The 16,213-nt window shown below is 32.7% G+C and carries 13 protein-coding genes; 3 read left to right on the forward strand and 10 right to left on the reverse strand.

Features of this window, described 5'->3' with window-relative positions; genetic code table 11:
* Positions 1 to 121: 121 nt before the first annotated feature.
* On the forward strand, positions 122 to 1,042 hold the full coding sequence (locus tag H8707_RS13185) for an FUSC family protein (protein WP_262430610.1): 921 nt from the start codon (positions 122 to 124) through the stop codon (positions 1,040 to 1,042).
* On the opposite strand, the gene H8707_RS13190 is transcribed toward H8707_RS13185, so the two are convergent.
* The 5 genes from H8707_RS13190 to H8707_RS13210 form a co-directional block, all read right to left on the reverse strand.
* Complete coding sequence (locus tag H8707_RS13190; RefSeq protein ID WP_262430611.1) at positions 1,043 to 2,095, reverse strand: MupG family TIM beta-alpha barrel fold protein; 1,053 nt, start codon at positions 2,093 to 2,095, stop codon at positions 1,043 to 1,045.
* Entirely contained in the window at positions 2,088 to 3,533 is a 1,446-nt protein-coding gene (locus H8707_RS13195) for a PTS transporter subunit EIIC (protein WP_262430612.1), read from the reverse strand. The genes H8707_RS13190 and H8707_RS13195 overlap by 8 nt, the downstream gene beginning before the upstream one ends.
* A gap of 45 nt (positions 3,534 to 3,578) precedes the next feature.
* Positions 3,579 to 4,472 carry an N-acetylmuramic acid 6-phosphate etherase gene (gene murQ, locus H8707_RS13200; protein ID WP_262430613.1) on the reverse strand — a complete coding sequence of 298 codons (894 nt, stop codon included), beginning with the start codon at positions 4,470 to 4,472 and terminating at the stop codon, positions 3,579 to 3,581.
* Complete coding sequence (locus tag H8707_RS13205) at positions 4,465 to 5,322, reverse strand: MurR/RpiR family transcriptional regulator (protein ID WP_262430614.1); 858 nt, start codon at positions 5,320 to 5,322, stop codon at positions 4,465 to 4,467. Before H8707_RS13205 ends, murQ begins: the two co-directional genes overlap by 8 nt.
* 184 nt (positions 5,323 to 5,506) lie before the next feature.
* Complete coding sequence (locus H8707_RS13210; protein WP_262430615.1) at positions 5,507 to 7,204, reverse strand: M3 family oligoendopeptidase; 1,698 nt, start codon at positions 7,202 to 7,204, stop codon at positions 5,507 to 5,509.
* A 364-nt stretch (positions 7,205 to 7,568) separates the two neighbouring features.
* Between H8707_RS13210 and H8707_RS13215 the strand changes: the two genes are divergently transcribed.
* Together H8707_RS13215 and H8707_RS13220 are read left to right on the forward strand one after the other, a co-directional pair.
* Entirely contained in the window at positions 7,569 to 9,284 is a 1,716-nt protein-coding gene (locus H8707_RS13215) for a hypothetical protein (protein WP_262430616.1), read from the forward strand.
* 29 nt (positions 9,285 to 9,313) lie between these two features.
* Positions 9,314 to 11,305 (forward strand): alpha/beta hydrolase family protein, encoded by a 1,992-nt coding sequence (locus H8707_RS13220; protein WP_262430617.1) that lies wholly within the window; start codon positions 9,314 to 9,316, stop codon positions 11,303 to 11,305.
* A gap of 58 nt (positions 11,306 to 11,363) precedes the next feature.
* Here the strand turns inward: H8707_RS13220 and H8707_RS13225 are convergent, their stop codons facing one another.
* From H8707_RS13225 to H8707_RS13245, 5 genes are all read right to left on the reverse strand, one after another.
* Positions 11,364 to 12,407, reverse strand: coding sequence for a zinc-dependent alcohol dehydrogenase (locus tag H8707_RS13225; protein ID WP_262430618.1), 1,044 nt, complete (start codon positions 12,405 to 12,407; stop codon positions 11,364 to 11,366).
* Between the two features lie 44 nt (positions 12,408 to 12,451).
* Positions 12,452 to 13,615, reverse strand: a complete 1,164-nt coding sequence (locus tag H8707_RS13230; RefSeq protein WP_262430619.1) for an iron-containing alcohol dehydrogenase — start codon at positions 13,613 to 13,615, stop codon at positions 12,452 to 12,454.
* Positions 13,616 to 13,657: 42 nt separating this feature from the next.
* A complete protein-coding gene (locus H8707_RS13235) occupies positions 13,658 to 14,536 on the reverse strand; it encodes a class II fructose-bisphosphate aldolase (RefSeq protein WP_262430620.1) in 879 nt (292 codons plus the stop codon).
* Positions 14,537 to 14,614: 78 nt separating this feature from the next.
* Positions 14,615 to 15,463 carry a PTS system mannose/fructose/sorbose family transporter subunit IID gene (locus H8707_RS13240; RefSeq protein WP_262430621.1) on the reverse strand — a complete coding sequence of 283 codons (849 nt, stop codon included), beginning with the start codon at positions 15,461 to 15,463 and terminating at the stop codon, positions 14,615 to 14,617.
* On the reverse strand, positions 15,460 to 16,209 hold the full coding sequence (locus H8707_RS13245; RefSeq protein WP_262430622.1) for a PTS mannose/fructose/sorbose/N-acetylgalactosamine transporter subunit IIC: 750 nt from the start codon (positions 16,207 to 16,209) through the stop codon (positions 15,460 to 15,462). The genes H8707_RS13240 and H8707_RS13245 overlap by 4 nt, the downstream gene beginning before the upstream one ends.
* Positions 16,210 to 16,213: the final 4 nt, after the last annotated feature.

Raw genomic sequence — 16,213 nt, forward strand, 5'->3', positions numbered from 1 at the left:
CCATATTTAATGCTTAAATGATATAATAGTGTTAAATTTCCAATGTACATTATTGTTTTTGACGCCTTAATCATATTTATACTAATTATAAGAGAAAATTTTAATAAAGAGAGGAAGCTTTATGATTGATTTTAGAAAATTTAAAATTGGCATGAGAACTATTAAAACAGGATTAGCTGTTTCCATAAGTATGTTTATTGCCACACTCTTGAATCTTAAAAGTCCAATTTTTGTTGGTATAGGTGCTATAATGGCTATGCAATCCTCAGTATCAGAATCATTTAATGCCGGTGTAAACAGAATGCTTGGAACAATCGTTGGCGCATGTGTTGGTCTTATTTTTTCTTTCATCTTTCCACAGAACTTCATATTTCTCGGAATAGGTATTATCATAGTTATCCACATACATTATATTTTTGATTGGAAAAAATCTCTCACTTTGTCAGCAATAGTATTTCTGGCAATATTTCTAAATAGTGAAACTGCCAGAATAACCTATGCAATAAATAGAATTATAGATACATTCATTGGAGTTGCAGTGGCAGTTTTAATTAATTACTTTGTATTTACTCCGAACAACAAAACAAATCTATTATTATCCTTAAAACAGGTATACAATAATACCAAATTGATGGTCTATGATTTTATTCGAGGCCGAGATGTTAGCCTGATAGATCTAAAATCTCAGATGGACTTAATACGTGATTCCAATTTAAAATTAAAAGAAGACATGGATTTAACTTCCCATAAAACTGCAAATACAGAATTAATAAACATAATCTTATCCATAATGGACGACATTTACCTGGAGATTAAATATATTGCCAAACTTCAAAAAGAAAGTACTATCAGTAAAGAAAATTTGGCATTGCTACGTAAGCTTTCCATGCAAATTAAACAGGATGATTCAGATGAAATAAAGGATTTGGATATAGTATATAATTTTCATTTAAATAATATATTAAATAATTTAATAAAAAGTGAAGATCTATTAGAAAAAATAATGATCGACCTTGATGTAAGTCCTCAAAATCGATCATAATTATAGAGTTATAAATCTTATTTTTTCTTTATTTTTAGTACAATCCATAATATCTATATAATCATCAAGAACTCTCCCCATTACATTTACTCTATCATCTTTAGGTAAAGGTTTCCTTAGGATTTGTATCTCACCGGAATATCTGGCATAGCCTATATTGTCAATTGTTATGGAGCCTTTTTCTCTAATAATTGTATTGAAAGGCAATATCTTTTCCCCATCACAAGAATACTCTCTTGATTCTTGAAGACGCATCAAAGAATTTGGGGAATCAGCTCTAATTGTAAATACTTGATTATATAGATATTGATAATTTGGATGGAATTTTACGGGAACATTTATAATATTATCATCAAGATAATCTATTATTAAGCTACTTTGAACTTGAGATATCTTAACATCCCCTACAAATACCTCATCAACATTATAGTTTTTTAGTAAGTCTAAAAAGGCTACATACGGTGGAATATTTCTATGTTTCTCTAAGGTAGGCAATCCTTCAAATATAGGTCCCCTCTTCATTTCATCTCCTGCAATAAATCCTAAAGTCTTGATCCCTATATCCTTCAATTTTTGGTTGATATTTTTAAACCCCTCCGGATCCAATCCTGTCTCAGGTCGAGGGTAAAAATTGTGAAGAGCAAATACCTCCATACCGCTATCTAATATCTTTTTTGCTAAAATATCGTCCTCAGTCGAGGGATTAAAGGAAATTGGGAATTCTTTAGATATAGATAATATCTCATCATCGCTAAATCCGTAATCCAAACGCAGTATATCCAAACTGAAATCCTTGGCAAATTCGATGATAGATTTATACTCAAAAAAATCTAAAGTCTTTGTTGATACATCCCCAATAATCTTAAAATTTCTTTCTTTAAGCCAATAACAAAGCTCTTTTGCCCTTATGCAGTAATCATCTATACTATTATACTCTTCTTGCATATGGAAGGAAGTGAATACATAGTATCCACTTCCAGTAAATCTATCCAGCATTTCTTTTTGTTCATCAAATGTAGAAATATATATGGATAATCCAAATTTGTTAAGCATTAGTAACGCTTACACCCCTTGTATCTACATCCGATGTCTTAATAAATAAATTAGTCATAATAAACCCGCCAATGTAAGATATTAAAATCCCAATAAAATAATTTAACATGGAACTTGGCTGCATAAGCGGTATAGCTACTAACCCTGATGGGCCCCATGCTGTCGCCATAACCTTGGTTGCCATTACATATGCGCCGCCGAATCCTGCTCCCAATCCAGCAGTAATGAAAGGCTTACCTAAAGGCAAAGTAACTCCATATATCAATGGTTCTCCTATGCCCAAAATTCCTGCCGGCAATGCACCTGTAATTACTGACTGCATTCTTTTATTATCTACTTTTTTTGCTTTGAAGTAAATAGCTATTGCAGCACCAACTTGACCTGCACCTGCCATTGCAAGTACCGGAAATAATGTTACTCCTCCCATGGATTCAAGTTGTATTGCATATATTGGTATAAGTCCATGATGTAATCCCAACAATACCATTGGTAGGAAAAGTGCTGAAAGCACATATCCAGAAATTATACTTACTATCGTATTGTCCGAGTTGATGATTACACTTAAAACCTTTATTAACAAGTCGGATACAAGTCCTGAAACCGGCATTATAATCAGAACCAAAGCCAATCCTGTAACTAACAGGCTTATAAGCGGTGTCAGTATCAAATCCAATACATCCGGCACTATCTTTCTTACCCTCTTCTCTATTTTGGATAGAAGCCATACGCCAAAGATAACGCCAATTATACCGCCTTTTCCTGTTGTAAGAATTGAATCTAATGGAACAGCTTCATTAAATAATCCAAATATAGTTGATATTCCATTGATTTGTGCGCCTATGGTCATGGCACCAATCATTCCACCCAGCGCCTCAGTAGCACCAAATCTCTTTGCTGCGTTAACTCCAGTAAATATTGCAAAATAACCTAGGAAACTGGCTCCTATTAGCGCGAACATCAATTGAATAAAATTCCATACATTTGAGGCAGGTAAATTCCCATTGCCTTGTAATGTGCTGATTAGTGATGCAAAACCATTAAAAATACCTGCTGCTATAATTGCCGGGATTAAAGGTATAAATATTCCTGCTATTGTTTCCAAACCAGTCTTTATGGGTCCCTTCTTTTGTTGCGCTTTCATGCTTTTTTTGTTTTCCTGCCAATCTTCTTCCATAGCAGAATCCTGGGCAATACCATAATCTTCAACGAAGATATCGGCTATTTTCTTTGCTTTCCCGGGACCTACTACTACCTGCAATGTATCAGAACCTGTTACTCCCAACACTCCTTCGATGTCCTTTAGTTCTTCCATTTTAACCTTTGAGACGTCTTTAAGCCTAATGCGAAGTCTTGTCATACAGTTGGTAGCGGCTATTACATTTTGTTTACCGCCAATTAATTCAATAATACTTTTTGCCAACTCTTTGTTAGTTGCCATTCTTTACACCTCTTTCTTTTTATAAATTTTTTATAAATTTAACAACTATATTAATGTTTTTCTAATGTGTCCATCTGCCAATTTTAATCTTTCTTTAGCTTCATCTGCATTGCAGTTTAGAAATATCATAGTTATTGCCAGTTTAACACTGCCACCAGCTTCTTCTAACATTCTTCTTGCTAACTCTCTGTCTACTTCAGTAGCCGCTATGATTATATTCTCTGCTCTTGTTTCCAGTTTTTTATTTGTTCTTTGAACATCTACCATAAGATTTTTGTAGGCTTTGCCTATGCCAACCATTGAAATAGTAGATATCATATTTAAAACCATTTTCTGTGCTGTGCCGGCTTTTAACCTAGTTGAACCCGTCAATACTTCCGGACCTACTACTACCTCAATTGCTATATCAGCAACTTCTCCAACCTCTGAACCCTTATTGCAAGCTATGCTTACTGTTTTGCAGCCAATTTTTTTTGCATAATTTAGTCCCGCAATCACATATGGCGTTCTTCCACTTGCTGCAATTCCTACAACTACATCATTTGAATTTAAATTTATATCTTTTAAATCATCCACTCCCTTGGCGAGGCTATCTTCAGCACCTTCCACAGCTTTTATGAATGCCCCTTCACCACCTGCGATTAAGCCTACTACCATTTCCGGTGGCGTTCCAAATGTAGGAGGGCACTCGACTGCATCTAATACTCCCAATCTTCCACTGGTTCCAGCACCCATATAAATTAGGCGTCCACCTTTTCTAAAAGCTTCTATTACAATTCCAACGGCTTTTTCAATTTGTGGGATTTCCTCTTTTATAGCTTGCGGGACTTTTGCATCTTCTTCATTCATGATTTGTAATGCATCATATATGGGCAAAATATCCAAATCATTAGTTTTACCATTAATCTGCTCTGTTGACATATCTTCTAAATTAATCATTTTCTCTTCTTTCCTTTCTAATATGGGTTTTTGCTATTAATTCCAAAGAGTTTTCGTATTTATTACTAGCATATGCTGTAAATAAGATATCTATAATATTTAGTTGAGATATTCTTGAGGACATTGCACCACTTCGAAAGGTTGATTCATTAGCTGCCACAAAAATATTATAATCACACAAATCAACTACAGGTGATACTCCATATCTGGTTATGGATATTATTTTTACACCATTTTCTTTCATAGCTTTTGCACATTCTATCATCTCCAGCGTTTGTCCGGAGTAGGAAATTATGATTCCTAAATCTTTGGGTGACATATTCCTTGCAGTCAATAATTGTAAATGCCAATCATCAATTACTGTACAATATCGATTAAGGCGCATAAATTTTTGCTGAGCATCCTTTGCAACAATCAAAGATGAGCCTATACCAAATATGCAGATATTTTGACATTTGTTCAACAGCTCTACACATTTTTTAATTATGTCTATATCTATTATGTTTTTTGTATCTTCAAGAGAAATTATATTTTTATACGTTACATTATCGATTATGTTCTTTAAACTATCGGATGACTTTAAAACTTCCTTTGTTTCTTGCTCCTTATTGTGTTCTCTCATAGCTAACTCATAAATTAGTGCTTTAGTTAAATCTTTAAACCCCTTGAAGCCATTTTTCTTACACATTCTAATAATAGATGCTGGTGATGAAAATGTTTTCCCAGCAAGTTCATAAATAGTCATTTCAGGTATATCCTTGGGGTTATCAAGAATATATTTTACAATTTCCTTTTCGGTAGCAGTAGCTTGGTTGTAGTATTCCCTTAGCATTACTAAAACGCTTTTCAATTTTCCCAACTCCTAACTATATTTTATCTTTATGAACCATAGTGTCAATAATTCTGCATGATTATGAAACTATGTTTTATGTATTGGATTTAATTAATTATTTTATCAAAGATTAATGAAACTTTGTACTATTATCCGTAAAAAATATCCGTAATCGATGTTTATCATCGATTACGGATACGATCTAGAGTTTACTGTCGTCTACACTATCTAAATATTCTTTTAATGGTTTAACCACTTTACTAATTGTTCCATCAACAAACGGATTCTCCAAATTGCCCAATTTCACTAATTCTAGGAATGGTAAACTTCCCCCGGCTTTGCACAATCTCATATAGTCTTCCCAAGCCTTTTCATGGTTTTCTCTATCCTTTATCCAGAATTGAAAAGCACATACTTGAGCCAGAGTATAATCTATATAATAAAAAGGTGTTTGGAATATATGCCCTTGTTTAAACCAATATCCTCCTCTATTTAGAAAATCATTGTCTTCATAATCTCTAAATGGCAGATACTTCTTTTCAATTTCTCTCCATTTAGATTTTCTCATTTCTGGAGTTGCCTCCGGATTTTCATATATAAAGTGTTGAAACTCGTCGACCGTTGTTCCATATGGTATAAAGTTTATAGCATCTGATAAATGGCTAAATTTATATTTCTCTACATCATCTTCAAAGAACAACTCCATCCACGGCCAAGTGATAAACTCCATACTCATTGAATGGATTTCACATGCTTCATAAGTAGGAAATTTATATTCAGGAAGCTCATAATCCATACTCATAAAGGATTGGAATGCATGCCCAGCTTCATGGGTCAATACACCTACGTCTCCACTGGTCCCATTAAAATTTGAAAATATAAACGGAGAATTATAGTCCGGTATAATAGTACAATACCCTCCGCTCATTTTTCCCCTTTTACTTACTAAATCTAAAAGTTCTCTTTCTACCATAAATTTGAAGAATTGATCTGTTTCTTTGGATAATTCTTTGTACATTTTTTTACCATTATCTAATATCCATTCAGGGGATCCCTTAGGTGTAGCATTTCCTGTCAAATACCATAATGGTTCATCATAATATCTTAGTTCATCAAGCCCCAGCCTTTTCCTTTGTCTATCCATTAGTTCTACTACTACAGGTACCAATGATTCATATACTTGTTTTCGATAATTGGCTACCATTTTGGAATCATAATCAGTCCTTCCCAATCTATCATAGCCAAATTGGACATAATTCTTATAGCCTAATTTTTTGGCCATTTTATCCCTTACTTTAACAAGTTCATCATATATCCTGTCAAATTCACTTTCATTTTCTTCAAAAAAATTTGTATAAGCTTCATATGCTTTTTTTCTCACATCTCTGTCTTTTGATTCTATGAAAGGAAACATTTGACTTAAATTCCTAGTTTCTCCTTCAAATTCTATTTTTGCGGAAGCGATCAGATTATCATATTCAGTCGTTAATCTATTTTCATTTACCAGATCATCTATGATTTCCTCCGAAAATGACTTTAATTGCAGTTCTGCTAAATTGAATACCTGACTACCCCATTTCCCCTCAAGTTCTTTTCTGAATCTGGAATTAACCAATACCTTGTAATATTTAAAAACTAAATTTTGAAAATTAGGTTCATTTTCATCTATAAAATCTTGCTCCTTCTTGTAAAACTCATCTTCAGTATTAATCGAATGTCTGATATTGACTAGAGTTCCCATGGTGTCTATGGTGTTTCGCAATTTATTTATTTGTCTGATCACTTCATTTTGTGTCTCAACATCCTTAGCATTTTCAAATTTTTCTAACAGATTGTCAAATTCTTTTGAGATTTTTTCAATATCCGGTCTTTCATATTTATAATCACTAAATCTTATCACTGTAAACACCTCCATCTTTATTAATTCAATATTACCAAATATTTAAACAATGTGCAATATAAGGCAAGTGAACTACCCCTTTAGCCTTAATTCTTCACTATCTTTCTACAACCAGAGATCCTTCACAAGCATTGATTATACTGACCACCTCAGGATGACGTAAGTAGTAATTTGGGATCAATAAAGGAACCATTGTTGTTCACTATTCACTATTAGTTGTTCATTGATGAGCTCTTCACTCTTAGTTCTTAGTTCTTCACTTTTGTTTCAATTGTGAATTGTGAACTGTGAATTGTGATTTGTGAATTGTGAATTGTAATAAGTTAGTATATAATATTCTTGAGATTACTGATTGGAGGAAATTATGGAAAAATATGATTTTGAAGAATTGAAAAAAATTGATTTTAATATAACAAAAAAACTTTTTTCTTTTATAAAAAAGGAAGTTGATATAGATTTATTGAATGAAAATTTAAATATTGATCTGCACTTTTTCCAAGAAGAAAACAATAAAGCCCTATTTAATACTTGGTTAAGCATAGATTATATAGATAATACAGGTAAATCCTTCATCGATAAATTTTTAGATAGATATAAGGATTCCCTTAAGCCAATTGAAAGGAATATGTTGATTTCCAAGAATGAATCCTTTGTATCCCTTTTTGAAATATTGGGATATAGAGGGGAGTATATGTTTGTGAGGGATTCTCTTCAGGATAAAGAATATCAACTATGGGAACCAAATCTAGCAAATGTTTTAGATGAAGGAGAATTTATATTCGCCAGAATTGGAAAAATATTAGGTCGTTACTCCTATATTGGTGAATTAAATTATCTGCCTTTTTCGGTTAAATCCATTTTTATTGAAGAATTCTTAATAGATTATAACAGACACAGAAAATCAAATATATCATTAACGATTAAAGAATATTTAAAAAAACATTCTATGAAACTATTTAGTATTTATAATGATTGTATTCTCAATATATTAGAATATGAGGAAGACATCACCTCATATTTATACAATGAAATCTATGAATTTGAGGGATATTTACAAAATAAAGCACATAGTCTAACCATCAAAAAACATATTACGAACCTTATTGAGTTCTTTGAATATTATTTAGCTGAAGACGACTATACCCTTTACGATGTTGATAAAATGGATTTTAAATATTTCTTTAAAGAAGCAGTGAAGGATGAGTTTATTATCTCACAAGAAGAATTTAACTCCTATTTAAGTACTTTCATCAAGTATTTATCTTTTTTGAAAAATAAATCCACCGAGTATAAGGACACCTATATGGAATTGTTAGAAATCAGCAATAATAGATTCTATTATATGAATAAATTGAAATCAAACAGCTCGCCTTATAACTTGGATAGAAATTTTGTAAATAATATAGCACTTGATTTAAACGAAAGAGCAGTTTCTTTGATTATTGATTTTGATAGGTTTATTCTATATGCAATAGATAAAAAATTAGAATTAACAGAAAAAAATAAATATATTAAAAGAAAATATCTATTGGAGTTAAACAGCATATTTGAAGAAAATATGACCATAAATAGAAGAAATCTAAATCAGGTAGATTTCCCTATAATACATTTATTCTATCAGCTATCTATAAAGCTTGGACTTATGAAGATAGACGGAGAATATTTAGTATTGACGAAAAAGGGCACAAATTTTGTTCGCTTGAAAGATGAAGAAAAGTTTACCATATTATTTGACTTTATTTGGAGCAAAGAATTTATAAATCAAGTGACAAATATAAATATAAAGTCTATCGAAATAATTAAAAAGATATTTGTTGACATGATAAATTCAATATCTCCAAACAGTTATTGTAGCCTTTCAACTATAATAAGCAGCTTTGATGAATATCCTAATTTTTTTATTCATTACGGCAAATATCTAAAATATTTGGGATTAATTAGGCTAAACTTATACCCTCAATATAATTTTGAAGTTACTTCTTTAGGTAAAAATGTATTTAGAATCCTGAAAGATAATGAAGATAGAAAAGAAAATAGCATAGTATCTTTAGAAAGTTATAGGAACAAAAGAAACTTTTAATATATTATTAAAACTAGGGGGCTATTATTATGGAAAAGTTACAATTAGACGATTTCACAAAATATAAATTTTTATCAGGTATTCAATTTTCTCCAAATGGCAAAAAATGTGGTTTTGTATTGCATCATATGGATTTAGAGGATAATAAATATCTTTCAAATATTTATATTTTAGATGAAAATGGCAAGTATTTTAAATTAACCAGCATGGATAAGGAAAAATCCTTCATATGGAAAGATGATAGCACCATAATCTTTCCATCAAATAGGAACAAAAAAGATGAAACAAGAGAGGAAAAGGGAGAACCCTTTACAAATTTTTATGAAATTAATTTAAATGGCGGAGAAGCAAACCTTTTAATGGAAATCCCCTTAAATGTAACGGGGATTGAAATTTTAGACGATAATACCTATCTTTTAACAGCTGTTTATGACCCAAAATTATCGGACTTTGATAATCTATCTGATGCCGGAAAAGAAAAAAAACTAGAAGAAATAAAGGAATCTAAGGATTATGAAATATTGGATGAAATACCATTTTGGTCTAATGGAGTAGGTTTTACCAATAAAAAAAGAAATAAATTATTTATTTATAGAGTTAAAGAAAAAACCATCCTCCCTATAACTGATGACTTTACAGATGTGGAATTTATTTCACTTAATAGCGACAAATCTTTGGCATTAATTATCACTAATTCTTTTATTGATAAACAGAGTACAAAAAATGAATTAAATATCTATAAAATTAAAGAAAATGTATTTGAAAAAATATCTCCTTATGATGACTTTTCTTATAGTTCAGCTCACTATGTAGGGGACAAGATTCTCTTTACCGGAACTAATAATAAGAATTTTGGATTAAATGAAAATTCAAAATTCTATGTAATGGATTTAAAAACTGAAAAATCATATATGATAGCAAATGATTTTGATTATAGTCTGGGGGATTCAGTCGGCTCCGACTGTAAGTATGGTGGATCAAAGGGTATGCGAGTTTATGGAGATTATTTATATTTCATTACTACAGAAGGATATTCCTCATTTATTAACAGATTAGACATAAAAGGAAATATAGAAAAATTGACATCCCCTAATGGTTCTATAAACGGATTTGATATTAAGGACGGAAAAATATATTTCATTGGATTAAGAGGATTGAATCTACAGGAAATCTACGCTCTACAAGATGATGAAACACAACTCACCTATTTTAATGCTTGGGTAAATGAAGAGAAAAAGTTATCCGTTCCTGAAAAATTGACATTTGTAAATGATAATAATATAGAAATAGATGGCTGGGTTTTAAAGCCGGTAGATTTTAAAGAAGGCAAATTGTATCCCGGTATTCTTGATATCCATGGTGGTCCAAAGACCGTATATGGAGAGGTGTTTTTCCATGAAATGCAATACTGGGCAAATGAAGGCTATTTTGTATTCTTCCTAAACCCTAGAGGCAGCGATGGTAGAGGAAATGAATTTGCCGATATAAGAGGAAAATATGGCACTATTGATTATGACGATATAATGAATTTCGTCGATATGGTACTTATCAATTATCCTGAAATAGACAAGGACAATATAGGAGTAACAGGCGGATCGTATGGAGGATTTATGACCAATTGGATAATAGGTCATACTGAGAGATTTAAGGCTGCCGCATCTCAAAGGAGTATTTCCAATTGGGTTTCTTTCTTTGGAACTACAGATATAGGGTATTTCTTTGCAGATGATCAAAATGGTGCCACTCCTTGGAATGATATAGATAAACTTTGGTTCCACTCTCCCTTAAAATATGCAGATAGGGTAACTACACCAACATTATTTATCCATTCAGAAGAAGATTATCGTTGTTGGCTACCGGAAGGTTTACAGATGTTTACATCTTTAAAATATCATGGGGTGGATTCAAGACTTTGCATGTTTAGAGGTGAAAACCATGAACTTTCCAGATCAGGAAAGCCTAAACATAGAGTAAAAAGATTAGAAGAGATAACTAATTGGTTTGATAAATACTTGAAATAAAAATGGGCTAATGCCCATTTTTTTATTCCAGATATAGATTTCATATTTGATTATCATATTATAAAAGCACACTAACCCTATAACTTCCAGGTTTGCTTGCTTCTCCATATGCTTCCTGAATCTTATCAAGTGGATAGGTAGCTTGAATCAATTTAGATACATCCACCCTTCTTTCATTAAGCAGCTTCGCAGAGATAACAAAATCCTGCATATCTGCGCCATAAGTTCCAATTAACTCTAACTTTTTATAGTGTATATAGTTGGAATCAATTTCCAGTTTTGGTGCTGGATATCCTGCGGCAAATAGCAATATACGCCCTTCTACTCTTTTTACCATGTCCAATGCCTGTTCATTTGCCCTTGTTATTCCAACAGCTACAACCACTGCATCTGCACCTTCTCCATTTGTAAGTGCCTTTACTTTTTCAACAGGATCACATTCATTAGCATTTATTACTTCAAACCCCATTGATTTAGCAGCCTTTATTTTTTCTTCCATTACTTCAGTTATTATAACACGGCATCCATAAGCTCGAGCTGCTTGTGCATTTACAACCCCCATAGTTCCTGCCCCTATTACTACTACTGTTTCTAGTGGTTTTATTCTTAATTTTCTAAGTCCTTTTGCTACAGTTGCTAAAGGTTCTAGGAAACTTGCTTCACTGGCGGATAAACCTTTATCCATTTTTATCAGTACTCTGGAATCTCTTACACAATAATCAGCAAATCCAAAATTTCCATAATATCCATCTTCAGTAGGTCCACTTTCATATTGTGTGCATTCACTTGTAGCACCAGATTTACAAGGGCCACATTCTCCACAATAGCCATAAGTTACCGCAACTCTATCTCCAATATTCAAATCATCACGTACTTTTGATCCTTTTTTTACAATAACCCCCGCTCCTTCATGTCCACCTGCCATAGGATAAGGTTGATGTTCCCTCAGTCCTAGCCACTGTCCATAATCGGTTGTACATATATTACATGCTTCTTGTTTTATTAAAATTTGATTTTCATCCATTTCAGGCAGCGGTCTTTCATGTACTTCCGCAACCTTAGCTTTAGTTAAAACTGCAAATCTCATTTTATCAACTGTCACTTTAATCACTCCTTGTATAATCTTTCCCTACTTACTTATTAAATCTAAAATGCCATTTCTAGAATTTTAACAACATCATCCTTAAACAACTTTCTAAAATTACCTACTGGTCCTGATAGTACACATTTTTCAGCCATCTCTTCAATACTATCTCTAGATATATCAACTTCCGATAAACTAGTAGGCATACCAGCCTTCTTGAAAAATTCTTTTGTTCTTTCAATACCTTCAAGCACTGTTTTTTCAGGATCTTGGAAATTCATCTCCACTCCCCAAACTCTTATTGCATATTGGACAAACCTATCAATATTATCTTGGTACACATAATTCATCCAAGCAGGAAATATAATTGATAAAGTTGCGCCATGGGTTATATCATACATAGCACTTATTTCATGAGCTATCATATGAGAACCCCAGTCTTCAACTCTCCCTGTCCCTAATAATCCATTATGCGCAATAGTTCCAGCCCACATTATTTCTGAACGTGCTGCATAATTATTCGTTTCTTCTAAAGCTATAGGCAAATTCTTTATCATACATTTTAATGTTCCTTCACATAGTCTATCAGTTATATCCACATCTAAAGTATTTGTAAAATATCTTTCAAATACATGGGACATTATATCCACCCCACCTGCTGCTGTTTGATAATTAGGCAGAGAATAGGTAAGCTCAGGGTTAAGAATTGCAAATTTAGGTCTTATATTCTTATGGCTCATTGACCTTTTATACCAACCTTCTTCATTGGTCAAAATTGTAGTATCTCCAGTTTCACTACCTGTAGCTGGAATTGTCAATATAGTACCTATTGGAATAGCTTCACCTACTTCAGCTTTTCCATCAAAGAAATCCCATACATCTCCCAAATACTTTACTCCTGCAGCTATTGCTTTAGCGGAATCTATAACACTTCCTCCACCTACAGCCAATATGAAATCTATATCTTCTTTTCTGCATATATCTATGCCTTCCTTAACTAGACTAAGTCGTGGATTTGGTTTTACACCTGATAACTCAACATATGATATATCATTATCATTTAAAGATTTTATCACCTTATCATAAAGCCCAGTTTTTTTTATGCTTCCACCACCATAATGTAGTAATATTTTTTGGCCATATTTAGAAACTTCTGTTGCTACTTCTAATTCTGTATCTTTACCAAATATTATTTTAGTTTCATTCTCAAATCTGAAATTTTGCACTTGTTTCACCTCTCAAATCACAATTCTATAACAGTAATAATCTTAAGCTTTTCCTGCCGAGTTAAATAATTGCATATAATGCATAAGTGCCCTTTTATAGCCTTTGACTCCTTCTTTAAAAGCTTCAGGAAGACTTATGGATTTAATTCCAAATTCGCCTAATTCTTTTATATGTTTTTCTTTAGAAATATCCTTAGTAACATACTCTACTAAGTCTATTACGCCAGCATTGCTTAAGTCTGTAAATAGGTTTATCTTTTGAATTCCTAACTCTACAGCCTTTTTTAAATTTTCATCCCCAGTTCCTGAACCTCCATGTAATACAAGTGGAATATCTATTATTTCACTAAGCTCCTTAAGAAGTTCAAAGTCTAGATGTGGAGTACCTTTGTAAGTACCATGAGATGTTCCTATTGCTACAGCAAGGCAATCTATTCCCGTTTCTTTTACATATCTTACTGCTTCATCAGGTTTTGTAAGGCCAGCATCCCTTGTTTCTTCGTATTCATATCCTACTCCAACATGTCCTAATTCAGCTTCAACAGATACCCCCACAGCATGGGCAATTTTTACTATTTCTTTCACTTCAGCTACATTTTCATCATAAGGTAAAGTGGATCTATCTATCATAACGGATGTAAAGCCTGATCTTATAGCTTGTATTATTTCTTCATACTCTCCACCATGATCTAGATTTAAGGTCACAACTACCTCAGGATATTTTTTTTCATAGAATTTTGTAATCTTACTTATAATTTCAATGTTTTCCATACCTGCATGATCAATAATTACTGGTGCCTTAAGTTCTCTTGCAGCCTCAAAAACTGCTTGAACTGTTTCTAAATTTAATACATTTGGTGCCGCTACTCCATATTTTCCTTTTCTTGCATCTTTCAAAATTTCTGCCATAGATATTAACATAGTAACCCTCTTTTCATGATTGTTTTGTTATATTAAATACCTGAATAGTAGCAATAATATTATTGCTACTATTCATTTTTAGAACAATCCGACAAATGATCCTAGTAAACTTATAGCAAGTAGGAACAGCACTATCTTTCCAAAATTCTGTCCTTTATTTTTTAAATACCAATGTATTGCAAAGACTACAACTAAAGGTAATATTCCAGGCGCAATACTATCTAAAATTTCTTGAATTACTAATTCATTGCCTTCTGCCATATTTAATACTACTGGAATGTCAAGCTTAACAAAATTAGCTGACAAAGCCCCCATCATAAATAGTCCTAATATACTTGCCCCTGTTATCAATTCTTGAATCCAACCGGCTTCTAAAATAGATTTAACAGAATCTCTTCCTAAAGAATATCCTAGATTCCATAGCCAATACCCTACCGCCATAGTTATTACCATAAATACAAATGGTATAAATGCCCCAGCTACACTACCTGTCATCCCAAATGAAACTGCAAGAGCAAAAACTATAGGTTTTAAAGTACCCCAGTCAAGCGTGTCACCAATTCCAGCAAAAGGACCCATTAAACCGGTCTTAATCCCCGTAATAGCTGTGTCTGGAATATCCTCACCCTTAGCTTTTTGTTCCTCCATAGCTATAGTGATACCATGAACAATAGTACCCCAAGTGCCCTGAGTATTAAAAAAATTAAGATGTCGAGACAAAGCTTTACTCAATTCTTCTTTCTTTTTATATAATTTCTTAAGAATTGGAATCATACTATAACAGAATGCCAAAGATTGCATTCGTTCAAATGAGCTTGATACTTCGCAGGCTAAATACCAACGTAAGTAGGATTTATTGATATCCTTTTTTGAAAGTAACGATTTATTTTTCCCTGAATTATCTACATTATTTAAAGTATCTGTCATATATTCTCTCCCCTTTCTTCATTTCTCATTAGAACTATGAGTAATGCAATACAAGTACCAAATATTGCAGCAGCCATAATGTTTATTTCGAAATATTGAACTAGGAAAAATCCTATTATAAAAAATGGCATTAAGTTTTTCTTTCCTATTACAAATATAGTAATTGCGAAACCTAGTGCAGGTAGAAGTCCTCCTGCAACACTTAGTCCATGCAGTATCCATTCAGGGATAGCTGCCATAATTGATTGAACTAATTCTGGTCCATATAAATTAGCTAAAAATACTGGTGGAAACCTTAACAAGAATCCTAGTAACATAGGATATAAAATAGCACATCTTTCTATTCCCTTTACATCTCCCTCTAAAGCATATTCATCTGCCTTATGAGCAAAGACAGCATTGATAGTCCTTCTAAGCTGATCAACAAAAACCCCTAATATGCCAAAGGGAACCGCCAAAACCACCGCAGTTTCTGGATCCATTCCAGCTTTTAACGCAATAGGTATAGCTATTACGCCTGCCAAACACTCATCCGCTGGAATGTTGGCTCCAGCTGCTACCATTCCCAAATATATCATTTCTATACTAGCACCAATTTTCATAGCAGTAGGTACATCACCCATTATTAATCCAATTGGAAAAGCCATCACTATTGGCTGACAAATAACAGCATGAAATGTATATCCTATCTTACTTTGTCCTAACCAATACCACAACCCTGTAAATAACGCTATACCAAATGACATATAT

This window comes from Paratissierella segnis, from assembly GCF_014385195.1.
GTDB lineage: Bacteria > Bacillota > Clostridia > Tissierellales > Tissierellaceae > Paratissierella > Paratissierella segnis.